At 72.0% G+C, this 22,014-nt stretch carries 26 protein-coding genes; 6 read left to right on the top strand and 20 right to left on the bottom strand.

Annotated elements, in window-relative coordinates; all coding sequences use genetic code 11:
* From AB0K03_RS33125 to AB0K03_RS33085, 9 genes are all read right to left on the bottom strand, one after another.
* On the bottom strand, positions 1 to 741 hold the full coding sequence (locus AB0K03_RS33125; protein WP_249612532.1) for a pseudouridine synthase: 741 nt from the start codon (positions 739 to 741) through the stop codon (positions 1 to 3).
* Positions 728 to 1,654: an SMC-Scp complex subunit ScpB gene (gene scpB, locus AB0K03_RS33120; protein WP_364693444.1), complete on the bottom strand. Its 927-nt coding sequence runs from the start codon at positions 1,652 to 1,654 to the stop codon at positions 728 to 730. Before scpB ends, AB0K03_RS33125 begins: the two co-directional genes overlap by 14 nt.
* Before the next feature lie 440 nt (positions 1,655 to 2,094).
* Positions 2,095 to 3,150 (bottom strand): segregation/condensation protein A, encoded by a 1,056-nt coding sequence (locus tag AB0K03_RS33115; protein WP_364693441.1) that lies wholly within the window; start codon positions 3,148 to 3,150, stop codon positions 2,095 to 2,097.
* Between the two features lie 274 nt (positions 3,151 to 3,424).
* Entirely contained in the window at positions 3,425 to 3,934 is a 510-nt protein-coding gene (locus AB0K03_RS33110; protein ID WP_364693223.1) for a hypothetical protein, read from the bottom strand.
* A complete protein-coding gene (locus AB0K03_RS33105; protein ID WP_364693220.1) occupies positions 3,931 to 5,514 on the bottom strand; it encodes a serine/threonine-protein kinase in 1,584 nt (527 codons plus the stop codon). Before AB0K03_RS33105 ends, AB0K03_RS33110 begins: the two co-directional genes overlap by 4 nt.
* Positions 5,515 to 5,588: 74 nt before the next feature.
* A complete protein-coding gene (locus AB0K03_RS33100) occupies positions 5,589 to 6,185 on the bottom strand; it encodes a hypothetical protein (protein WP_364693217.1) in 597 nt (198 codons plus the stop codon).
* Positions 6,186 to 6,300: 115 nt separating this feature from the next.
* Positions 6,301 to 8,082 (bottom strand): hypothetical protein, encoded by a 1,782-nt coding sequence (locus tag AB0K03_RS33095; RefSeq protein WP_364693214.1) that lies wholly within the window; start codon positions 8,080 to 8,082, stop codon positions 6,301 to 6,303.
* A 65-nt stretch (positions 8,083 to 8,147) separates the two neighbouring features.
* Entirely contained in the window at positions 8,148 to 8,426 is a 279-nt protein-coding gene (locus tag AB0K03_RS33090) for a hypothetical protein (protein WP_364693211.1), read from the bottom strand.
* A gap of 29 nt (positions 8,427 to 8,455) precedes the next feature.
* A complete protein-coding gene (locus AB0K03_RS33085) occupies positions 8,456 to 9,145 on the bottom strand; it encodes an isochorismatase family cysteine hydrolase (protein ID WP_364693208.1) in 690 nt (229 codons plus the stop codon).
* A gap of 49 nt (positions 9,146 to 9,194) precedes the next feature.
* On the opposite strand from AB0K03_RS33085, the gene AB0K03_RS33080 reads away from it, so the two are divergent.
* Positions 9,195 to 9,734, top strand: coding sequence for an NUDIX hydrolase (locus AB0K03_RS33080; RefSeq protein WP_364693205.1), 540 nt, complete (start codon positions 9,195 to 9,197; stop codon positions 9,732 to 9,734).
* On the opposite strand, the gene AB0K03_RS33075 is transcribed toward AB0K03_RS33080, so the two are convergent.
* Positions 9,727 to 9,879, bottom strand: a complete 153-nt coding sequence (locus tag AB0K03_RS33075; protein ID WP_364693202.1) for a hypothetical protein — start codon at positions 9,877 to 9,879, stop codon at positions 9,727 to 9,729. The genes AB0K03_RS33080 and AB0K03_RS33075 overlap by 8 nt on opposite strands.
* A gap of 354 nt (positions 9,880 to 10,233) precedes the next feature.
* Between AB0K03_RS33075 and AB0K03_RS33070 the strand changes: the two genes are divergently transcribed.
* From AB0K03_RS33070 to AB0K03_RS33055, 4 genes are all read left to right on the top strand, one after another.
* Positions 10,234 to 10,599, top strand: a complete 366-nt coding sequence (locus AB0K03_RS33070; RefSeq protein ID WP_364693199.1) for a YciI family protein — start codon at positions 10,234 to 10,236, stop codon at positions 10,597 to 10,599.
* 77 nt (positions 10,600 to 10,676) lie between these two features.
* Complete coding sequence (locus tag AB0K03_RS33065) at positions 10,677 to 10,943, top strand: sigma factor-like helix-turn-helix DNA-binding protein (RefSeq protein WP_364693196.1); 267 nt, start codon at positions 10,677 to 10,679, stop codon at positions 10,941 to 10,943.
* Positions 10,944 to 11,300: 357 nt separating this feature from the next.
* Positions 11,301 to 11,933: a lytic polysaccharide monooxygenase gene (locus tag AB0K03_RS33060; RefSeq protein ID WP_364693193.1), complete on the top strand. Its 633-nt coding sequence runs from the start codon at positions 11,301 to 11,303 to the stop codon at positions 11,931 to 11,933.
* Positions 11,934 to 12,020: 87 nt separating this feature from the next.
* Positions 12,021 to 12,527 (top strand): DUF6985 domain-containing protein, encoded by a 507-nt coding sequence (locus AB0K03_RS33055; protein ID WP_364693190.1) that lies wholly within the window; start codon positions 12,021 to 12,023, stop codon positions 12,525 to 12,527.
* Here the strand turns inward: AB0K03_RS33055 and AB0K03_RS33050 are convergent.
* Positions 12,506 to 13,093, bottom strand: a complete 588-nt coding sequence (locus AB0K03_RS33050) for a TetR family transcriptional regulator (RefSeq protein ID WP_364693187.1) — start codon at positions 13,091 to 13,093, stop codon at positions 12,506 to 12,508. The two genes, AB0K03_RS33055 and AB0K03_RS33050, sit on opposite strands and share 22 nt — an antisense overlap.
* A 52-nt stretch (positions 13,094 to 13,145) precedes the next feature.
* Here AB0K03_RS33050 and AB0K03_RS33045 point away from each other — a divergent pair, with 52 nt between their 5' ends.
* Positions 13,146 to 13,940 (top strand): class I SAM-dependent methyltransferase, encoded by a 795-nt coding sequence (locus tag AB0K03_RS33045; RefSeq protein WP_364693185.1) that lies wholly within the window; start codon positions 13,146 to 13,148, stop codon positions 13,938 to 13,940.
* Here AB0K03_RS33045 and AB0K03_RS33040 read toward each other — a convergent pair.
* The 9 genes from AB0K03_RS33040 to AB0K03_RS33000 all read right to left on the bottom strand — a co-directional run bounded on the left by AB0K03_RS33040 (position 13,931) and on the right by AB0K03_RS33000 (position 21,969).
* On the bottom strand, positions 13,931 to 14,608 hold the full coding sequence (locus AB0K03_RS33040; RefSeq protein WP_364693183.1) for a hypothetical protein: 678 nt from the start codon (positions 14,606 to 14,608) through the stop codon (positions 13,931 to 13,933). The two genes, AB0K03_RS33045 and AB0K03_RS33040, sit on opposite strands and share 10 nt — an antisense overlap.
* Before the next feature lies 1 nt (position 14,609).
* Positions 14,610 to 15,542, bottom strand: coding sequence for a ParA family protein (locus AB0K03_RS33035; protein ID WP_364693180.1), 933 nt, complete (start codon positions 15,540 to 15,542; stop codon positions 14,610 to 14,612).
* 112 nt (positions 15,543 to 15,654) lie between these two features.
* Positions 15,655 to 16,584 carry a site-specific tyrosine recombinase XerD gene (locus AB0K03_RS33030; RefSeq protein WP_364693438.1) on the bottom strand — a complete coding sequence of 310 codons (930 nt, stop codon included), beginning with the start codon at positions 16,582 to 16,584 and terminating at the stop codon, positions 15,655 to 15,657.
* Positions 16,581 to 17,696: an alanine dehydrogenase gene (gene ald / locus AB0K03_RS33025; RefSeq protein ID WP_364693177.1), complete on the bottom strand. Its 1,116-nt coding sequence runs from the start codon at positions 17,694 to 17,696 to the stop codon at positions 16,581 to 16,583. The genes AB0K03_RS33030 and ald overlap by 4 nt, the downstream gene beginning before the upstream one ends.
* Before the next feature lie 148 nt (positions 17,697 to 17,844).
* Positions 17,845 to 18,726 carry a TIGR03560 family F420-dependent LLM class oxidoreductase gene (locus AB0K03_RS33020; RefSeq protein ID WP_364693174.1) on the bottom strand — a complete coding sequence of 294 codons (882 nt, stop codon included), beginning with the start codon at positions 18,724 to 18,726 and terminating at the stop codon, positions 17,845 to 17,847.
* Positions 18,727 to 18,769: 43 nt separating this feature from the next.
* On the bottom strand, positions 18,770 to 19,231 hold the full coding sequence (locus tag AB0K03_RS33015) for a DUF427 domain-containing protein (protein WP_364693171.1): 462 nt from the start codon (positions 19,229 to 19,231) through the stop codon (positions 18,770 to 18,772).
* A 25-nt stretch (positions 19,232 to 19,256) separates the two neighbouring features.
* Complete coding sequence (locus AB0K03_RS33010; RefSeq protein WP_364693168.1) at positions 19,257 to 19,568, bottom strand: hypothetical protein; 312 nt, start codon at positions 19,566 to 19,568, stop codon at positions 19,257 to 19,259.
* A gap of 80 nt (positions 19,569 to 19,648) precedes the next feature.
* A complete protein-coding gene (locus AB0K03_RS33005) occupies positions 19,649 to 20,248 on the bottom strand; it encodes an NUDIX hydrolase (protein WP_364693165.1) in 600 nt (199 codons plus the stop codon).
* Positions 20,245 to 21,969: a CTP synthase gene (locus AB0K03_RS33000; RefSeq protein WP_364693162.1), complete on the bottom strand. Its 1,725-nt coding sequence runs from the start codon at positions 21,967 to 21,969 to the stop codon at positions 20,245 to 20,247. Before AB0K03_RS33000 ends, AB0K03_RS33005 begins: the two co-directional genes overlap by 4 nt.
* Positions 21,970 to 22,014: the final 45 nt, after the last annotated feature.

Here is a 22,014-nt window from a genome sequence, read left to right as displayed (position 1 = left end):
CTACTCGCCGACCGCCTTGAACAGCGCCGCGATCTCCGCGTTGGACAGGTGCCGGAAGCCGCCCGGGCGCATGTCGCCCAGCCGGATCGGCCCCACCGCCGTACGGATCAGCCGCGACACCGGGTGACCGACCTCGTCCATCATCCGCCGGACGATGTGCTTGCGGCCCTCGTGCAGCGTGATCTCCACCTGCGCGGTCTTGCCGATCGCGTCGACCAGCTTGAACGCGTCGACCTTCGCCGGCCCGTCCTCCAGCTCGACCCCGGCCAGCAGCCGACGGCCGACGTTGCGCGGCAGCGGACCGGCGACCTCGGCGAGATAGGTCTTCGAGACCCCGTACGAGGGGTGCATGAGCTTGTGGGCCAGCGCGCCGTCGTTGGTGAGCAGCAGCAGGCCTTCGCTGTCCGCGTCGAGGCGGCCGACGTGGAAGATGCGCTGCTCGAACGTGCCGAGGAAGTCGGCGAGCTCGTTGCGGCCCTTCTCGTCGTCCATGCTGGAGACGACGCCGCGGGGCTTGTTCATCGCCAGGTACACCAGTTTGGTGTCGGTCACCACGCGTTGCCCGTCGACGTGGATCTCCGCGGTGGCCGGGTCGACCTTGTCGCCGAGCTTGGCCACGCGGCCGTTGACGGTGACGCGCCGGCGAAAGATGAGATCTTCGCAGGCGCGCCGGGATCCGACGCCGGCGGTTGCGAGGACCTTCTGCAGCCGCACGGAGTTGTCCGGATCAACCTGAGGCATCGAGCACTTCTTCCACGTCGTCGGGCAGGAACGGGGCCAGCGGGGGTAGCTGGTCCACCGAGTTGAGGCCGAGCTTCTCGAGGAACAGCGCCGTGGTCCGGTACAGGAATGCCCCGGTCTCACCCTCGGTGCCGCATTCCTCGATGAGGCCGCGCGTGACAAGGGTACGCATCACGCCGTCACAGTTCACACCGCGGATGGCCGAGATCCGCGACCGCGTCACCGGCTGCTTGTAGGCGACCACCGCGAGCGTCTCCAGCGCGGCCTGCGTGAGCCGCACCGACTGCCCGTCCAGCACGAACCGCTCGACATACGGCGCGTACTCCGGCCGGGTGTACAACCGCCACCCCCCGGCGGCCCGCCGCAGATCGAACCCGTGCCCGGCCGCGGTGTACCGCGCGGAGATGTCCTCCAGCATCGCGGCGACCCGCTCGGTCGGCTGCTCCATGATCTGCGCCAGCTGCATCTCGGCGACGGGCTCGTCGACGACGAGCAGAATCGCTTCCAGCGCCGCCCGCAATTCCTGATCATCGAGGGGCTTGAGCTCTACTTCTTCGACGGTACGGGCCGAGTCCGCGACAGAAGCAGCACCGGCTGACCGGCCGCGCCGCGCCTGCCCGGGCACCGAAGCCCCGCCGGAGCCCCGCCCAGCCGGCTCCGCAGCGGCGTCCTGCTCGACCCCCCGGCCGTCCCCCCGCGCCGCGCCCCCAGGCTGGGCGCCTCCGGCGGCGGGCTCAGCGCCCCCGGCAGCGAGCTCAGCGCCCCCGGCGGCGGGCCGGGTGTCGTCCTCTCCGGCCCGGGCGTCCTCGACGGGCTGGGCGTCCTCGACGGGCTGGATGTCCTCGACGGGCTGGGCGTCCTCGGGCTCGTCCTCGTCCTCGTCCGGCCCGGGCACTTCCTCGGCGAACGGCAGATCGGCCTCGGCGTCGTCGCTCAGGTCGTCGTCGGCCGCCTGGTCGAACACGTCCCCGGCATCGTCCCCCTCCTCCGGCAGCGGCGCGTCGACCAGCGGCGACGACCCGATCTCGTGCTCGGACGCCTCCTCGATCGCATCGGGGATCGGCACCTCCGGCCCGGCGCCGAGATCGGTGGGCTCGGGCTCCTCCTCGCCCGGCACCTCCCGCGGAGCGTCGACGGTGGCGGGCCCGCCGGCCTCACCGGGCACGGGCGGCAGCTCCGGCGGAACGTCACCGGCGCCGTCGTCATCCGGTCCCTGCGCCGGCGACTCCTCGTCGTCGTCATGCTCGACGGTGTGCGCTGCGGCGTAGGCGGGGTCCGGGGGTCGTTGGGCGCGTTCCCAGGGCGGGACCCAGGAGGCCGCCTGCGCGGCGAGCGAATCGGGGCGTTCGTCGGTCATGCGTCCTTCTCCGAGTCCTCATCCGATGAAGCTTCCGGCCCGCTGTCCGGCCCATCCCGGTCCGCAAGCGCCGGCTCCGCGCCCACGGCATCCACGTCCGCGCCCTCCGGACCGGAACCGACGGCGTCCGCGTCGGCAACCTCCGGACCAGAAGCGACGGCGTCCACGTCCGCACCCTCGAGACCAGAAGCCACGGCCTCCACCTCCGCGGCGTCCGGGTCGGTGGCGGCGGTGTCGGGCTCGGGCGGGGTGCCCTCGTAGTCGTCGATGTCCAGGTCGGCGCCCGCATCGTCGCCGCCGATCCATCGGACGGTGAGTTCGTCCAGGGAGACCGGCTGCTCGAAGTCCACCAGACCCTCGCGGTACAGCTCGAGCAGCGCCAGGAAGCGGGCGACCACCTCGAGGGTGTTCTCGCAGTCGGCGACCAGCAGCGTGAAGGTCGCCGTGCCCGCGCGGCGGAGCCGTTCGCGCAGCAGGTTGGCGTGTTCGCGGACGCTGACGCGCACCTGGTGGATGTGGGCGATCGACACCTGCGGCGGGCCCGGTTTGGGGGTGAACTGTTTGAGGGCCAGCTTGAACAGGCGGTCCGCGCCGATGCCGAGGACGAGCTCGGGCAGCGCTTCGGCGTACCGGGGCTCGAGGGAGACCGCGCGTGGCCAGCGGCGGGCTCCGGTGCTCTCGAGCTCGGCGATGTGGGCGGCGGCTTCCTTGAACGCCTTGTACTGCAGGAGGCGGGCGAACAGCAGGTCGCGGGCCTCGAGCAGGGCGAGGTCCTCCTCGTCCTCGACCTCGGCGGCGGGCAGCAGGCGGGCCGCCTTGAGGTCGAGCAGGGTGGCCGCGACCAGCAGGAACTCGCTGGCCTCGCCGAGGTCCCAGTCGTCGCCCATGCCGCGGATGTACGCGATGAAGTCGTCGGTGACCTGGTGCAGCGCCACCTCGGTGACGTCGAGCTTGTGCTTGCCGATGAGCTGCAGCAGCAGGTCGAAGGGCCCGGTGAAGTTCGTGAGCCGCACGGTGAACTTGCCGGAGTCGGCCTCCGCGGCCTCGTCCACGGCCGCGACCGCACCCTCGGCCGCCGCAGCCTCGTCCGCAACCGCGGGCGCACCCTGGGTGGCCAGGGAGGCGTCGGGGTCGCCGGGCGTGGGGATGGCGGGCTCTTCAGGCACGTGCTGACCGTAGACCACGGGTCCGACAAGCTGTTCCCGGCTCACTGCCCACACCCCCACAACCTCGGCCGCGGCGCCGGCCGGGCAGCCCTCGCCAAGGTCAACGTCACGGCGACGAACCGGTAACTGGACACGGCGACGAACCGGCAACCGGGGAGACTCAGTCCGGCGGGCGGAACTCCGCGAGGCGTACGGCCACCCCGTTGCGGGTCTGCAGCCGGATCAGCTCCTCGTGGTCGCCGAGCCGGTCGTCGAACTCCCCCGCCGACACCGTGCAGGTGGCGGCGCCCGTACGGTCCGTGCACCGGTCGGGGTGGTCGGGGTCGAGCAGGGCGAGCTCGGCGTCGTCCGCGCGCGGCAGCGTGATCTTGGCTTCGCTGCGGGCGATGTTCCACGGGTACGCGCAGCGCTTGTCGTCGGGCGGGATGCCGTACGCCTGGCAGAAGGCCGGGTTGTTCATGACGATGACCGGCTCGACGACGACGGCGGTGTTCCTGCCGGGCCGGAACGACAGCAGCCGCACGATCGAGTCCGTGTCGCCGCGGCTCACGTCGGTGAACGCCGGTGCCGCGGACCGCGAGGCCACCGCAGGAGCAGCCGGCGGGGACGTGTCAGAGTCACAGGCGGCGAGCAGCAGCACCAGCGGCAGGAGCACGAGCAGACGTCTCACAGCGTACGGATCTCCGCATCCCGGTACGCCACGCTCGCATCCGCCACCGCGCTCTCCAGGCCGAGCTCGACCCGGCCGCTGATCAGGCGCCGATCGTCCACGCGGGCCTCGACGACCGGCGTGCCGTCCAGTGTGGCGGTTGCCACGTCGTCGCGGACGACCAGGTCGACGCGGTGTTCGCCGCCGTCGGCGAGCATCGTGGACGGTGCCGTACCGATGGGGGTTCTGGCGTCGTCGCCCTCGTGGGCGAGCGTCACCTTGTCACCGCACAGCGCGGCGACATAGCCCACGCCGTCGTCGACGCGCCGGAACCCGACGGACGCGCAGCTGCCCGGCTTGAGCAGCGCGACCGTGACGGAGATGGACTGGTCACCCGCGAAGGTGTCCTTCGGCCCGCGGCATACGTAGTACTGGGAGTCACGGCTGCTGACCACGAGCCGGCCTCCGGTGAACGCACAGGTGCCGATCTCGTCCCGGGACGCGTTCCACTGCCCGGCCCGGTCCAGCCGGTCGAGGATCATCGGGCCGTTCCCGATCGGCGGCGGCGCGGCGTTGGCCGGGACCGAGGACACCTCCGGGTCGAGGTTCGGGCTGCCGATGACCGCGTACGTGCCGGCGCCGGCGCAGGCCAGCGCCGCCACCGCGGCCACACCGGCGATCACCGTACGGCGGCGGCCGCGGCGGATGCGGCCGCGGAAAGCCCGGGCCGCTCGCGCCGCTTTCTGCAGCTCGGGCCGCCCGGCGAGCTCCGACAGGCTGTGCGAGCCGGTGTCCAGCAGCAGTTCCAGCAGCTCCGCCGCGGTGGGCCGCTTCGCCGGGTCCTTCGCGAGCGTCAACGCCACGATGTCGCGCAGCGGGGACGGCAGTTCGCCGAGGTCGGGCGGCTGGGTGAGGATGCGGGCGGCGGTGGCGGCCGGGGAGTCGGCGCGGAACGGGGTGCGGCCGGTTCCCGCGTACGTGACCACCACGCCCCAGGCGAAGACGTCCGCGGCGGGGCCGACGCCGGGCCGGTCGGTGTCGAACCGCTCCGGCGCCATGTACGCGACCGTCCCGACCATCTGGTCCGTCCGCGTGTGATGGCTCGTCGCCTCGAACGCCCGCGCGATCCCGAAGTCGATCACTTTCGGGGTGCCGAGGGAGAACAGCACGTTGCGCGGCTTCAGGTCGCGGTGGATCACCCCGGCGCCGTGGATCGCGGTCAGCGCCGTCGCCACCCCGATGGCGACGCTGTGCAGGTCACCGCCGGTCAGCGGGCCGCGTTCGGCGACCACCTCGGCGAGGCTGGGCCCGTCCACGTACTCGACGACCAGGTACGGGGTGGCGTGCTCCGGGTCGGCGTCCAGCACCGGGGCCGTGCAGAACGACGGCACCGCGCGGGCGCGGTTGACCTCGCTGCGGAACCGGGCCCGGAACTCGGGTTCGTCGGCGAGCTCGGGCCGGATCGCCTTGACCGCGACGAGCCGTCCGTCCGGGCCGCGGCCCAGGTAGACGGCGCCCATCCCGCCCTGGCCGAGCCGGCCGAGCAGCCGGTAACCACCCAGTGTCTGGGGGTCGCCGGGACGCAGCGCTTCGGTCGGCACGGAATCGCACGCTACCGCTGCCGCGTCACCGGATGCCAGGCCGAGGGCGGGAACCGGCAGGTACCCGTACCCGATCAGCCGCTTGCGGTGTCCAGGCCGAGCGTGCCGAGCAGGGCGAAGAACCGGCTCTCGGCGAAGGTCTCCTCCCGGGCGAGCGCCGCCGCGACCTCCGTCGCCGGCGACGGGTTCAGCCCGGCCTCATCGGCCCAGGCCACGGCGGCTTCGGCCGCCGCGGTCCCGGTGAACGTCTCGGCGAGCATCTTCTGCTTGGCCTCGGCCGCCTCGGCCTCGTACTCCGGGTCGACCCAGTCGTCGCCGAGGAAGTTGCCGTCGTCGTCGAACGGCGACGGCGGCAGCACCAGGTGCGCGACCGCGCCGTCGATCTCCAGCCAGGTGTCCCAGAACGGTGTCCGCAGCCCGACCGCGTGCACGTACGCCGCGTCGCTGTCGAGGATGTCGGCGGCCAGGACGGGCGCGGCGGTGGCGTCGCGCAGGTCGGTGAGGAACGTGTCCGGCAGGTCGCCGGAGGACGCCCAGAGCCGGCTGATGCGCCACGGCCCGCGGACGATGTCGTCGGCGGGATCGGTGTCGCGCAACTCCTTGATGCCGGGCAGCAGCTCACTCAGCGGCGCGGCGCCGCGGCGGACGACGAAACTCCCCCAGAAACCCATGAGCCGGAATCATGGCCTATCCGAGCGCCCGTGTCAGTCCCGTCGTTGCCTGCAGCAGCGCCGTTCCCGCGAGCAGGCGCGGCAGCCGTCCAGCTCGACGTCAATCGCTGATGTGTCAGCCGACCCGCCACACCCACGCGTCGGCGTACTGCTCGCCCGGCCCGACCAGCTGGTCCACCATCTGCCGGACCTTGTCGTTGCCCGGCCGTGCGCGCAGCACCAGCACCGACCCGCGGTAGCGCTGGATGTCGCCCTGCACCGCCGCCCGCACCTCGGGCGTGATCGGCGGGATCTTGCGCTCCTTGACGGTCTGGTTCACCAGCTTCGTCAGCGTGCTGTACTCCACCCCGGCGCGACCGATGCCGCGCGCGTCCGGGCCCAGGAAATACCCCTCCGGCACCGGGAACTCGTGCTCCGCCCACGCGCTCCAGCTGAGCGCGTCGCGCCCGGCGAACTTGTTGGGTGGTGGCAGGGGGATCAGCGAGCGGCCGTCCGGGACGTACGCCTTCCACGCGCCGGAGGTGATGAAGACCGGCGGCCGTTCGTCGGCGCGCGCGGGCAACGGCTTGGGGATCAACGGCACGAGGGCCGCGATGATCGCCAGCAGGCCGGCGACCGACGCCACCCGGGCCGGCGGCCTCTTCCCGCGTACGGGGGTCAGCGCGTCGAACGCCACAGCGATCATCAGGGCGAAGATCCCCACCACGCCGAACGTGAGGCGGCTGGGCACGAGCAGCCCGATGACCGGCAGATCGTCGGGGATGTAGTGCCAGATCCCGGCGATGTCGGTGTACGTGCCGGCCCAGCGGATCCTCGGCCCCATGGAGAACACGGCCAGCACGATGGCGGTGATGGCGGCGACGCGTACGGTGACCGAGCGCCACAGCAGCACCAGGACCGCGACCACCACGACGGTCGTCAGCGGCCAGCCGAACCAGCTGTTCTGCTCCGGGCGCCCCATCGTCTTCTCGGCGATCGGATCGCCGGCGATCGTGTCCCGCGCGAACGTCACGTACGTGACCAGGTCCTCGCCCCACGACTGGTACGTGGGCAGCGACGTGAACGACTGCGGCCCGTGGAACTGGAACCACAACGGGTACGCGCACAGCGTGCCCGCCACGGCCGCGGTGACGGCCGTGGCGAGCCCGAAGTGCTTCGCCCGCCCCCAGGCGGCTCCCGGCCGCAGGGCCGCGTACGCAACAACCGCCACGCCGCAGCCCAGCGCGGTGACCACCAGGACCTCCTCGTTGAGGAACACCTGGTACGTCACCAGAAGCCCGAGGATGACCCCGTCGCGCAGCCACCGCCCGGTCACACCGAGACGGAACACCATGACGACGATGAACGGCAGCACGAAGTTGCTGACGAAGTTCGGCTGCCCGTTGGCGTGGTGCACGACGCCCGGCGCGAACCCGGCGAACGCCCCGCCGAGGAACGCCGCCGCCCGCGAGCGCACCACCCACCGCTGCAGCACCCAGTACGTGGAGAAGGCGGTGCCGGCCAGCCCGAGAACCATCCACACCACGTATGCGACGCGCGCGCCGAACAGCATCGTCACCGGAGCCAGCGGCAGCGTCACGCCCAGCACGGACGTGTTCGCCATCATGTTCACGCCGACGGGGTAGTTCTGGCGTACCGAGAACAGTGGGTTCTCCAGATGCCGCACCGTGTACGCCCCGTGCGACAGCAGCCACTCGAACCAGGTGTTGTCGTTCGGCAGGTGGCTCGAGATCCGGTCGCTGGGCGCGCCGACGAAGTTGCCCATGACCAGCAGCCCGAGCCCGACGTAGACGAGCGCCGCCGCGACGTGCCACGGCCACCGCCGGGCCGCGAGCTCCGTCGGCGCGGTTTCCGTCGGCGCGGTCTCAGGAGCGGTGTCCGTCACCGCCGGTTGCACAGACACTTCCTGCCGCCCCTAATCCCGTTCCCCCGCCGGAATCCGTCCATCGAGTGTCGAGATGATCAGAACGGCGCGGGTCCCCGCCCGGCGAGCGACAACAGGATCTGCGTCGCGAGCAGGCTCCGCACGCCGGTGACCGCAACCGCACTGACTTCGTCGTACGGCAACTCCAGCAGCAACCCTTCGCCCGCGTTGCGCAGGTCGTCGGTGACATCGTCGGGGCGGAAGGTCCCACCCCACCCGTCGACACCCGCGCGCTGGTTGGTGCTGAGCGAAGCCATGCCGGATACGCGAGTGCCGTCAGCGAGCGTCAGCCGCGCCGGACCGGAGTAGGTCGTCATAGTCGCCAACCGTAACCGGCCCTCCGCCGTCAGGGGCCGCCCGGCCCACTCCACACCTGACGACCGATGAGCCCGAGCACCTCGCCGGTCGACCGGACGTCACCGAAGGTGCGGTAGATCGTGCGCAGCGTGGCGTTGTGCACCTCGTCCCGCGGCGCCGAGGTCGCGTCGGCGACCATGATGACCCGGTAACCGAGCGTGCCGGCATCGCGAGCCGACGACTCACAACACACGTTCGTCACGGTCCCGGTGATCAGGACCGTGTCGATGCCGCGCTCCTCGAGCAGCCCCGGCAGCGGCGAGAACCCGGGGAAGAAGGCGCTCGCCGCCGTCTTCTCGACCAGCAGGTCGGCATCGTCCACCACGAACTCATGCCACAGCCGCGACCGCAACGGCCCCTCACCCCCGCTCCGCGAGAACATCCTCGCGATATCCGGACCGAGGAACTCCACGGTGCCCGGTGACGGTTCCACCACGCCGGGCAACACCCAGACGATGGCGCCGCCGGCCGCGCGCAGGGCGTCGGCCAGCCGCGCGATGTTCGGCACGGTGCCGAAGGTGTACTCGTTCTCCTCCACGAAGAACGGCACCATGTCGACGACCACCAGCGCGGTGCGTCCGGGCACGAGGGTCGTGAAGGCGTGCCGGCGCCCGCGCCGCGCTTCCTGCCGGTCGTACTCCCGCTGCTCGATCCGCCACGCGTGCGTCTTGCGCTCCATCGCGCCACGCTATCGCCGCGGTGTCACACCCCCTCGCTAGGTTGCAGCCATGAGTCGTGAGGAGTTACAGCGGCAGTCCCTGGAGGCCGCCCTGCGCGACGCCGGGGTCGCACGCGTCGCGTTCGACGACGTCGCAGGCTGGGTGGCCGCCGCCGGCGCCAGTCCGGCGGATCCGTTGGGAGCCGATGTCTGGGTGTTCGACGCAGCGCTGTCCCAGGTGCTGCTGGTGCATCATCCGTGGAGGGGCTGGGTTCCGCCCGGCGGCCAGGTCGAACCCGGGGAGACGCCCCGGGAAGCAGCGCGTCGTGAGTTACGCGAAGAGACCGGCGTGGATGCCGAGCTCCTCGTCCGGCCGGCGGCTGTCAACATCCGCTCGTACCATCCCCGCAGACCGGCGACCCTGAGTCTGTCCTACGCCGCGATCGCCGACCCGGCGGCTCCGCTGATGGCCGAGGCCGGTCAGCCCGCCGCCTGGACGGACCTGGATGAGTCGTGGGAGAGCTGGTTTCCCGACGACGTGTTCCGCATCCGCGAGCATGCGCAGTGGCTGGCTGGCGGTGTTTCCCGGCGGCGGGACGGCGTCAGCTGATGTCGAGAGGCAGGTGTCCGAGGATGAGCCGGTCGAGGGCCTGCGGAACACGGCCGAACGTGGCGAGGCCGTCGATCACCGCGTACATCTCGCCGTGTTCGTCGAGGCCGAGGTTGGTCCATGAATGCGTTTCACCCGCGAGCACGCCGATCGGGGCGATGCCGCGGCCGCTGTCCTGACTCCAGTCGACGAACCTGTCGCTCTCGCCCGCCGCAACGCCGGGCGGCAGCGCCGGGCCGCAACGCGGGGCCGCACGCGGGGCCGCACGCGGGGCCGCACGCGGGGCCGCAACGCGGGGCCGCAACGCGGGGCCGCACGCGGGGCCGCACGCGGGGCCGCAACGCCGGGCTGCAACGCGGGGCCGCAACGCCGGGCTGCAACGCCGGGCTGCGGAGAGCCAGGATTGTTCTGGCATAGCGTCGGATCCGGGGCGACTCGTTCGTAGAGCAGGCGAGGGGTGGCCGCACGGAGGCCGCCGTGACAGAGGAGTCATGGAACGATGCGGTATTTGATCTCGTTCAACGACGGCGCGATGGACCACATCCCCGCCGAGGAGCTGGCCGATGTCGGCAAGGCCGCGCACGCGGTGATGCAGGAGGCCGTCGACGCCGGCGTGTTCGTGTACGGCACCGGGCTGGAGCGCCAGCAGGCGAGCATCGTGGACACGGACGGGGTGGTCACCGATGGCCCGTACCCGGAGACCAAGGAGGTCATCGGCGGTTTCGTGGTCCTCGACGTGGCCGCGCGGGAGGACGCGCTGACGTGGGCCGCCAAGATTGCTCGAGCGTGCCGGTGCGCGCAGGAGGTGCGGGAGTTGCTGCCTGATCTCGAGCTGGAGGCGATGCTTCGCCGGGCCGGCAGGTGATGACGTCTCGGTGACCGGGCGACTACGTCGCAGGTGCGCACTGGAGATGCGGACGCTGAGTGACCAGAGTGCTGAGGATGCTGACCACCAACGCCCACCCGTCCACGGTCGGTGAGACTCAGCGGCCTCCGATGGAGTCCATGTTGCGCAGCCTCCCGGCTCAGCACCGGGAGATCCTCGTGGCGACGTACTTCCAGGGCCGGACGACGCGCGAGGCCGCGCAGCTGCTCGGCCTCGCGCCGGACGCCGCCACGGCCCGGCTCTACCAGGCGATGCGTGGCCTGTCGGTCATGGTCGCCCTCCATCGCCAGGACGTCGCCGGCTGCTGGCAGGAGTCGGCCTGACCTGCGGGGAGCCGGTGCAGCGCCGGAAGGGCCGCCGCTGCACGGCGTAAACGCCGGGCGGTGCGAGACCGCCGCGGAGCGATCGTGCGGGCCGCGCCGCGAAGGACGCAGCGTCGACCTGGCCCTGACGGCCGGCGGCGCGGTGGTTTCGGAGTGGGACTGCGGCATCTACCGGGTGCAAGCGGCACCGGCTCGGACAACTCGGCACACTTACCTAGAGATAGATCAATATTGATATTTACCTCCGCAGCTGCTTCACTGTTGGGAGCGCTCCCATGATGATCAGCACCGAGAAACGGAGGTCGTACTGTGCTTTCCCCCAAGCCCGCTTCATCCCCCGGCCGCTCCCGATCGGCCGTGCGCCAGCCCCTTCGCGCGCTCGTCCTGCTGCTCGCCCTGGCCGCCGGCGTGCTGCCCTTCAGCGGTGCCGCCCAGGCCCACGGCACCATCGTCGGGCCGGCCACCCGGGCGTACCACTGCTGGGAGGCGTGGGGCAGCCACCACACCGATCCGGCCATGCAGCAGCAGGATCCCATGTGCTACGCGGCGTTCCAGGCCAACCCGGACACCATGTGGAACTGGATGAGCGCGCTGCGGGACGGCCTCGGTGGCCAGTTCCAGGCGAAGACCCCTGACGGGCAGCTGTGCAGCAACGCGCTGAGCCGCAACGACAGCCTGAACACGCCGGGCGCGTGGAAGACGACCACCATCGGCAGGAACTTCTCGGTGCACCTGTACGACCAGGCGAGCCACGGCGCCGACTTCCTGCGGGTCTACGTCAGCAAGAACGGGTTCAACCCCGCCACGCAGCGCCTCGGGTGGGGCAACCTCGATCTGATCACGCAGACCGGCCGGTACGCGCCGGCGAAGGACATCACGTTCAACGTCTCGACGTCCGGATACACCGGCAACCACGTCGTCTTCGTGATCTGGCAGGCCTCGCACCAGGACCAGACCTACATGTGGTGCAGCGACGTGACCTTCGCCTGATCACACACACCCGCCGCACCCCTCCGGCCCAGGGCGCCAGCGCCCTGGGCCGGACGCGCGACGAGGCCGGAGCCTATGGTGGGCCCCATGCACATCCCCGGCCTCGGCCCGGTCACCCAGGACGACGACGCGTACGTCAGCGAGCCCATCCCCGTACCGGTGCTCGGCGGCCGGCCGTGCCGGATCACCGTCGAGGGCTACGACGATGACGAGGCGCAGGACGACTTCCACGCGGCGATCCGAGCGTTCCTCGCCGCCGGCCCGGAGACCCTTCGCGCGGCGGCTCCGGCGATCTTCGCCTACTACCGCGACGTCATGTCCGCGCTCTCCCCGGCCGACGACGGGTACGTCGAGATCGCCGGCCCCGCTGACGTCCTCGACCATGTCCGGCCGGGCGACGAACCCACGGTCAGCCGCGACCGGTACGGCGACGGCCAGGTCTACGTCTCGGTCGAGTGCGAGTGCGCCTGGGAACCCGAGCACGGCCTGCAGATCGTGTTCCGCGACGGCCGTACGGTCAGCAAGGTCGGCCCGTACGACGGCCACCTGACCAACGCGCCGGCGCACGTCGTCTACCGCTCGCCCACCGCCTGAGCCAGCACGGTCGTCACGACGGCCCGCACCGCCGCGGCGTCCGGCGGCGGATCCGGGTGCCCGGCGAACTTCAGGTGGGCCGTGCCGATCAGCATCGCCGCGAGCGTGTCCGCGTCCGCGTTCGCCGCGATGCGACCCAGGCCCTGCTCCGCCGCCAGGTACTCCCCGATCATGATCGCCGCGTCCGTCAGCACCGGAATCCCCGCCGGCCAGGTCCGGCGCAGCCGGGCGCGCAGCTCGTCGCGGAACGTCACCAGCGGCACGATCGCCAGCGCCACCGAGCCGAACACCGCCGTGAGCGCGTCGGCGAGATTGCCGACGACGGTGCCGGAGCCGGCCGCGTCGCGCAGCCCAGCGGCGTCCATCCGGTCGATGCGGTCCAGCACGAAGTCGGCCAGGAACGCGTCGAAGTCGGCGAAGTGCCGGTGCAGCACGCCCTTGGCGACGCCGGCCTCCTCGGTGACCGTACGGCTGGTCAGCGCGCTCGGGCCGGCACGCAGCAGCACCCGCTCGGCGGCGTCGAACAACTGCCGGCGTACGTCTCGGATAGCGACCCCGGTGGGCACTCAGCACTCCCCGTGGTTGACGAGTGGGCGCATGCCCACTATGAATGGGCACATGCCCACTCTACCGCCGGAGCCGGAGCCGCACCGCGAGCACCACGTCGCCCGGTCCTTCGGCGTGGATCCGGACCGCTACGACCGCGCCCGGCCCCGCTACCCCACCGCCGTGCTGGACCGCGTCCTCGCCGCCGCCCCGGGCCGCCGCGTGCTGGACGTCGGCTGCGGCAGCGGCATCGAGGCCCGCCAGCTGCGCGACGCCGGCTGCACCGTGCTCGGCGTCGAGCCGGACGAGCGGATGGCCGCATTCGCCCGGCGTACCGGGATCGAGGTCGAGGTGGCGGCCTTCGAGGACTGGGACGCCGCCGGGCGCAGGTTCGACGCGGTCGTCGCCGGCACGGCCTGGCACTGGATCGACCCGGTCGCGGGCGCGGAGCGGGCCGCCGAGGTGCTGCGGCCCGGCGGCCTGCTGGCCCCGATCTGGCACATCTTCGACCCGCCGGCCGACGTCACCGCGGCCCTCGCCGAGGTCTACCGGCGGGTCGTGCCCGACTCGCCGGTGCGGCCGGGGTCGATTCCGCGCGGCGTGCCGGGCTATCAGCTGCTGCTCACCCGGGCCGTCGACGGTATGCGCGCGGCCGGCGGCTTCGACGAGCCCGAGCAGTGGCACGTCGAATGGGATGTCACCTACGGCCGCGACGAGTGGCTCGAGCAGGTTCTCACGACCGGCGGTCTGACCTTCCTGCCGCCGGAGAAGCGCGACGAGGTCCTCGCCGGCATCCGCGCGGCCGTCGGCGACACCGTCACCGTCCACATCAGCACCGCGGCGGTCACCGCGAGGCGTCAGACCTGACCCCAGATCCGCAGGAACAGCACCCCGAGCACGTCCAGGATCATCAGCAGGAACGGGTAGCCCAGCGGGAAGAAGCAGCAGATCAGCAGGATCAGCACGCCGAGGTTCTTCTCCTCGAACCACAGCCGCATCCACTGCATGCTGGGCCCCGGCCGCTTCTGCGCCGACCACAGCGCCCCGAAGCCGTCGAGCGGCGGGACCGGGATCAGCGCGAGCAGGCCGAACGCCAGCAGGCCCGTACCGAGCGACAGCAGCACCTGGTCCAGCAGCGGCAGGCCGATGCCGGCCCGCAGGATCTCGCCCGGGTCCAGGAACGGGAGCACGTTCAGGTCGGTGCTGAAGGCGTACGCGGCGAAGCAGAGCTGGGCCACGACGATGCAGGTCAGCGGGCCGGCCAGGAAGACCGCCGCCGCGCGTCCCCGGCCGCGGAAGCGCGGCACCTCGTCGACGGAGATGACCTTGCCCCAGCCGGTGCCGCCGACGGCGGCGGCGACCGCGCCGAACGGATCGATGTCCTCGCGCAGGCGCGGGGTGATGGTCTCGCGCCGGTCGCTCAGGCCGAGGGTGCGGGCGGTGAGCCGGATCGCGACGGCGCGCAGCACGAGACCGAGCAGGAAGGCGACGACGAGCGCGGCGAACGCGACCGGTTCGCCGAGGGCGAAGAGCACCCTAGCCTCGCTCCACCTTCGCGGCGATGACCTCGCGGGCGAGCTGGCGGTAGTTGCGCGCGCCCGAGGAGGCCGGGTCCAGCGTGGTGATCGGCGCGCCGGCCACCGTGGACTCGGGGAACTTCACGGTCTTGGTGATGACCGTCTGGTACACCTTGTCGCCGAAGGCCTCGACGACGCGCTGCAGCACCTGGCGGCAGTGCGTGGTGCGGCTGTCGTACATGGTGGCCAGGATGCCCTCGAGCTCGAGGTCGAAGTTGAGCCGCTCGCGGACCTTGTCGATGGTGTCCAGCAGCAGCGCCACGCCGCGCAGGCTGAAGAACTCGCACTCCAGCGGGATGAGCACGCCGTGGGCGACGGTCAGCGCGTTGATCGCGAGCAGGCCCAGCGACGGCTGGCAGTCGATGAGGATGAAGTCGTAGTCGCGGCGTACGCTGCGCAGCGCCCGCGCCAGCGCCATCTCCCGGGCGACCTCGTTGACCAGCTGGATCTCGGCCGCGGACAGGTCGATGTTGGCCGGCAGCAGGTGCAGCCCCGCCACGTCGGTCTTGATGATGACGTCCTCGGTGGTGACGTCGTCCTGCATGAGCAGGTTGTAGACGCTCAGGTCGAGGTTGTGCGGGTTGACCCCGAGGCCGACCGAGCAGGCGCCCTGCGGGTCGAAGTCCACGAGCAGGACCTTGCGGCCGTACTCGGCGAGCGCCGCGCCCAGGTTGATCGTCGTCGTGGTCTTGCCGACGCCGCCCTTCTGGTTGGCGAGCGCGATGATCCGCGCCGGGCCGTGCCGGTCCGTCGGCATCGGCTCGGGGATCGGCCGGCGCATCGTGTACGCCGTCGGATCCGCCGGGCCCAGGTCCGCGCCCAGGTCGAGGGAATTCTGCTGATCCCTCAGGGCCGAGGTCCAGGCCTCCGCGCGCTGCTCGTGTACCGCCATGTCCCGCTAGCCCCCTCTCGACCCGCAGCCGGAGCCGATGCCCGACTGTACGCCACGGGGGCACCCGATCCAGGGTCACCCGTACGGCGTGTCGTGGACTCGTGCGCATCGCCTAACGAGCGCGCGGGTGTGCGGTGGCGTACACCTCCCGCAGCCGGTCCACAGTCACCAGCGTGTAGACCTGCGTGGTCGTCACCGAGGCGTGCCCGAGCAGCTCCTGCACGACGCGGACGTCGGCGCCGCCGTCGAGCAGATGGGTCGCGTACGAGTGCCGCAGTGTGTGCGGCGACACGGCGTGCGGGCCGTCCACGGGCAACCCGGCGGCGGCCGCGGCCCGGCGCAGGATCGTCCAGGCGCTCTGCCGTGACAGCGCTCCCCCGCGCGCGTTGAGGAACACCGCCGGGGTGCCCTTGCCCGCCGCGACGAGCACCGGCCGGCCCCGGACCAGGTAGGCGTCCAGGGCGGCACGGGCGTACGAGCCCAGCGGCACGAGCCGGGTCCGGCCGCCCTTGCCGTGCAGGGTCACCACCGACTCGTCGAGGTCGTCGACGGCCAGCCCGACCGCCTCGGAGATGCGCGCACCGGTGCCGTACAGGAATTCCAGCAGCGCCCGGTCGCGCAGCGCGAGCGGCTCGTCGCCGGTGACGGCCGCCAGCAGCCGCGACACCTGGTCGACGTCGAGGGCCTTGGGCAGCCGCTTCGGCGGGGCCGGCGGTTTGACGTCGCGGCCGGGGTCGTCGCCCGCGATGCCCTCGCGGGCGGCGAAGCGGTGCAGGCCGCGGACCGCGCTGACGGCCCGGGCCGCGGACGCCGCCGACAGCGCCGGATGCTCCGGCGTGCCCTCGCGCAGCTCGGCGAGGTGGCGGGTCAGGTCGGCGGGGCCGACCGCGGCCAGGTCGGTGACCCCGGCCGCGGTCAGCGACTCCAGATAGCGGTCCAGATCCCGGCGGTACGACGCCAGGGTGTTGCGGGACAGGCCGCGCTCGACCGTGAGGTGATCGAGGTACGTCTGCACGGCCCGCCGCAACGCCGGTGAACTCAGTTCAGCACCTCGTCGAGGGTGAGCACGCTCATGCCGTGCGCCTCGGCGACCGGGCCGTACGTGACGTGCCCGGCGTGCGTGTTGAGGCCCAGGGCCAGCGCCGGGTCGGCCCGCAGCGCGTCGCGCCAGCCGCGGTTGGCCAGCTCCAGCGCGTACGGCAGGGTCACGTTGGTCAGCGCGTACGTGCTGGTGTGCGGCACCGCCCCGGGCATGTTCGCCACGCAGTAGAACATCGACTCGTGGACCTTGTAGACCGGGTCGGCGTGCGTGGTGGGCCGCGAGTCCTCGAAGCAGCCGCCCTGGTCGATCGCGATGTCGACGAGCACGCTGCCCGGCTTCATCCGCGACACGAGCTCGTTGGAGATCAGGTTCGGGGCCTTCGCGCCGGGCACCAGCACCGCGCCGATCACCAGGTCGGCGTCGATGACGGCCTTCTCGATCTCGTACGCGTTCGACGCGATCGTCTGCAGGTGGCCGCGGTAGTCGGCGTCGGCCGCGCGCAGCCGGGCGATGTTCTTGTCGAGCACGAGCACCTCGGCCTGCATGCCCAGCGCGATCGCCGCCGCGTTCATGCCGGACACGCCGGCGCCGATGACCACGACCTTGGCCGCGTACACGCCGGGCACGCCGCCCATGAGCACGCCGCGGCCGCCGCCGGAACGCATCAGGTGGTACGAGCCGACCTGCGGCGCGAGCCGCCCGGCGACCTCGGACATCGGGGCCAGCAGCGGCAGCGAGCGGTCGGGCAGCTCGACGGTCTCGTACGCGATGCCGGTGACCTTGCGGTCGATCAGCGCGTCCGTGCACTCCTTGGAGGCGGCCAGGTGCAGGTACGTGAACAGCACCTGCCCCTCGCGCATGCGGGCGTGCTCCTCGGCGATCGGTTCCTTCACCTTGAGCACGAGGTCCGCGGTGCCCCACACGTCGTCGGGCCCGTCGAGGATGGTGGCGCCGGCGGAGGCGTAGTCCGCGTCGCTGATCGAGGAGCCGGCACCCGCCCCGGCCTGCACGTACACCTGGTGGCCCGCGCGGGTGAACTCGAAGACACCCGCGGGGGTGATCGCCACCCGGAACTCGTTGTTCTTGACTTCGCTCGGAATGCCGACCTTCACGAGTCGACACCGTCCTTTCCGGGAGAGACGTCGATGGCTCATACCCGAGACGGGCTGCTTCGCAGATTACCGTCCCACCAAGTGGAAGATACTGCCGATCCGTCGCCCGAAGATCAAGAAGGGGGCGCCGGCGGGTGTCCGTGCCCGGTCAGACCGGCACGATTCCCCGGATGACGTCCATCGCGCGCAGCCGGTCGGCGCCGGTGCCGAGCAGCCGATCAGGCACGATGAGCTCGTCGAGGCCGATCGCCCGGTACCCCTCGACGTCCTCGGTCAACTTCGCGACAGACCCGCCGATGGCCGGCATCGGAAGATCATCCGGCAGCTCCCCGCCGACCATGGTGAGCGCCTGGGCCGTCCGTGCGATGGCCTTCGGCTCCCGGCCCACCGCGGCGCAGTGCTCGTCGAGCACCGCGGACTTGTGCGCGATCAGCTCCGGACGGCCCCACGTGTTCCACGCGTCGGCGTACTCGGCGACGATGCGCAGCATGCGCTTCTCCCCGCTGCCGCCGATGAGGATGGGCAGCGGGTCCTGCACCGGCTTCGGCTCGCAGACCGCGCCGGCGAGCCGGTAGTACGCGCCGTCGAGCGTGGTCGCCGGCTGCCGCAGCAGGCCGTGCAGCACCTGCAGCGCCTCGACGAACCGGTCCAGCAGCTGCTTCACCGGGGGCAGCTCGATGCCGTACTGCTCGTGCTCGTTGACCTGCCACCCGGCGCCCACGCCGAGGGTGAACCGGCCGCCGGTGATGTGGTCGACGGTCGCGGCCATGTTGGCCACCACGGCCGGGTGCCGGTAGGTGTTGCCGTAGACGAGCGTGCCGATGCGCACCCGGGGCACGCTCGCGCCGAGCGCGGCGACCAGCGATCCGGCCTCGAGCGTGGGGGTGAGCGGATCCCGGCCCGGGGCCGCGTTGGGCATGAAGTGGTCGGCGACCCAGACGCCGTCCCATCCGGTGCCGGCGGCGTGCCGGGCCACCTCGAGCATGTCGGCGTAGGGCTGCCCCGCGCCGGGCCAGATCGACAGTCGCATGCCGGTCACCCTGCCACCGGAGAGCCGCGGCGCCGCAGCCGGGTCACCACCCGCGCGTGCCGGGGCCGCCCTTGAACGGTCCGGTGATGTCCGCGGTGATCCACCCGCCGTAGAAGTCGCCCTCCTGCGCGCGCACCACCTCGCCGTCGACCCGGCATTCGCCGACCCGGCCCGGGTAGAACGCGACGGCGCCGGTGAGCTGCTCGTACCCTCGGCTCGGCCGCTCGTAGGACCAGGCGGCGGCCGGCACCTCACTGTCGCCGACGACGAGGTCCCAGTAGCTCGCCGTGCCCTTGAACTCGCACCACGACTGACCGTCGGCGGCGCGCAGCACCCCGGGCGCGATGTCGTCGCGGGGCACGTAGTAGACCGGCGGGTGCGAGGTCTCCAGCACCCGCAGGCAGCGGCGGCTCTCCGCAATCACCTGCCCGGCGTGGGTCACGGTGACCAGGGCGGCGCTGCGCTCCACCCGCGGCGGGCGCGGGTAGTCCCACACGGATTCCACCGGTCCACCGTACGTCGGCGCCGGGTCACATCGACTCCAGCGCGGCGGCGATCAGGGCCGCCGAGGCCAGCGCGACCATCGCGTACGCCGCCACCCCGCTGACCGCCGCCGCCCGTACGGTCCCCAGCCGCCGCACCGCCACGTACGCGAGCAGCGCGGCGGCCAACGCGCCCAGCGCGAGATAGAGGATGAAGAACCAGCACAGGCCCACCGCGAGCCCCGCGCCCGCCGAGACCGCCACGGCGGGCCCGGGGCGCAGATCGCGGCGCACCACCAGGAACGTGAGCCCGGCGCTGAGGACGGTCAGGACGACGGCGATGACGATGATCAGTTCCACGCGCGCATCGTGGCATCCGCGGGGCCGGACGGGCCGGTCCTGCACAGAACCTGCACAGGACCCGCCCGTCTCCCGCCGGATCAGGCCAGCGGCGGCGTGTCCACCGGGCGCAGCGTCGCCCAGCCGTCGTCGCGGGCCCGGGCGGCGGCCAGCAGGCCACCGACCGCCGCGGCGTTGGTGACCTCGCCGCGCAGCACCATCGCGACGGCCTCGTCGAGATCCACCCAGCAGATCTCGATGTCGGCCTCCTCCTCCTGCCGCTCGTGCCGCTCGTCCTCCGGCACGGCCGTCAGGTCGCGGGCCAGGAAGATGCGGATCGTCTCGGCGCTGAAGCCCGGCGACGTGTGCAGGTCGACGAGCAGGTCGAGGCGGCCCGCGTGCAGGTCGGCCTCCTCGGCCAGCTCCCGGCGGGCGGTCACCGTGAGGTCCTCGCCGTGCACGTCGCACAGGCCGGCCGGCAGCTCCCACAGCTGCTTGCCGACCGGGTGCCGGTACTGGCGGATGAGCACGACCCGGCCGACCTCGTCCAGGGCCACCACGCCGACCGCGTTCTTGTTGACCACGACGTCGCGGTGGGCGGTGCCGCCGCCGGACATGGTGATCTCGTCGGTGTAGACGGTGAACACCGGACCGGCGTACTTCTCGGTGCGCGACGTGGTCTCGTGCGCGAAGGCGGTCATGAGGCGGGCACCGCCGCGACCGTGGTGTCCGGGTCGGCGGAAGGTGCGACCTCGACCGGGAGCTCGTCGGCGGCCGCGTACGCGACGGCGGCCTTGACGAACGCGGCGAACAGCGGGTGCGCGCGGGTCGGGCGGCTCTTCAGCTCCGGGTGCGCCTGGGTGGCCACGAAGAACGGGTGCGTCTCACGGTCCAGCTCGATGAACTCCACGAGCCGGCCGTCCGGGGAGGTGCCGGAGAACTTCAGGCCGGCCTTGGCCAGCTTGTCGCGGTAGGCGTTGTTCACCTCGTACCGGTGGCGGTGCCGCTCGGAGATCTCGGTGCTGCCGTACGCCTCGGCCACCACCGAGCCCTCGGTCAGCTTCGCCGGGTACGCCCCCAGCCGCATGGTGCCGCCCAGGTCGCCCTTGCCCGCGACGATGTCCTCCTGATCGGCCATCGTGGAGATCACCGGGTACGGGGCCTTCTCGTCGAACTCCAGCGAGTTGGCGCCCTCGAGACCGGCCATGTTGCGGGCCGCGTCGATCGTCATGCACTGCAGCCCCAGGCACAGCCCCAGGATCGGGATGCCGTTCTCCCGCGCGTACCGGGAAGTGTTGATCTTGCCCTCGATGCCGCGGATGCCGAACCCGCCGGGGATGACGATGCCGTCGACGCCCTTGAGGGCGGCGGCGGCGCCGGCCATGGTGTCGCAGTCGTCGCTGGGGACCCAGCGCAGCTGCACCTTCGCCGTGTTCGCGAATCCGGCGGCGCGGATGGCCTCGCTGACCGACAGGTACGCGTCCGGCAGGTCGACGTACTTGCCGACCAGCGCCACGGTGATCGTGCGCCGCGGGTGGTGCACCCGCTCCAGCAGGTCGTCCCAGGTGGCCCAGTCGACGTCGCGGAACGACAGGCCCAGCCGGCGCACCACGTACGCGTCCAGGCCCTCGCGGTGCAGCACCTTGGGGATGTCGTAGATGCTCGGCGCGTCCGGGGCGGCGACCACGGCCTCGCGGTCGACGTCGCAGTACAGCGAGAGCTTGTGCTTGAGCTTGTCCGGGATCTCCCGGTCGCTGCGGCACACCAGCGCGTCCGGCTGGATACCGATGTTGCGCAGCGTGGCCACCGAGTGCTGGGTCGGCTTGGTCTTCAGCTCGCCCGACGGCGCCAGGTACGGCACCAGCGACACGTGCAGGTAGAACACCCGGTCCCGGCCGATCTCGTGGCGCACCTGGCGGATCGCCTCGAGGAACGGCAGCGACTCCATGTCACCGACCGTGCCGCCCACCTCGGTGATCACGACGTCCGGCACGCGGCCGTAGTCGTCGGGAGCGGCCATCGCGAAGATGCGCTCCTTGATCTCGTTGGTGACGTGCGGGATGACCTGCACGGTGTCGCCGAGGTACTCGCCGCGGCGCTCCTTGGCGATGACCGCCGAGTAGATCTGCCCGGTGGTCACGTTCGCCTTCGCCGACAGCGCCCGGTCGAGGAAGCGCTCGTAGTGGCCGACGTCCAGGTCGGTCTCGGCGCCGTCCTCGGTGACGAACACCTCGCCGTGCTGGAACGGGTTCATCGTGCCCGGGTCGACGTTGAGGTAGGGGTCCAGCTTCTGCATGACGACCCGCAGGCCGCGCGCGGTCAGGAGGTTTCCGAGGCTGGAGGCGGTGAGGCCCTTGCCCAGCGAGGAGGCGACGCCCCCGGTGACGAAGATGTGCCGCGTCTCGCGCACTGTTGCTGCCAAGGCCTGCTCCCGTGGTCGGTCAGTTCGGTCTTGCAGACCGGCGCC

Source organism: Actinoplanes sp. NPDC049316, from assembly GCF_040677315.1.
In the GTDB taxonomy this organism is placed as follows: domain Bacteria; phylum Actinomycetota; class Actinomycetes; order Mycobacteriales; family Micromonosporaceae; genus Actinoplanes.
This window is presented reverse-complemented; position numbering and strand designations above follow the sequence as displayed.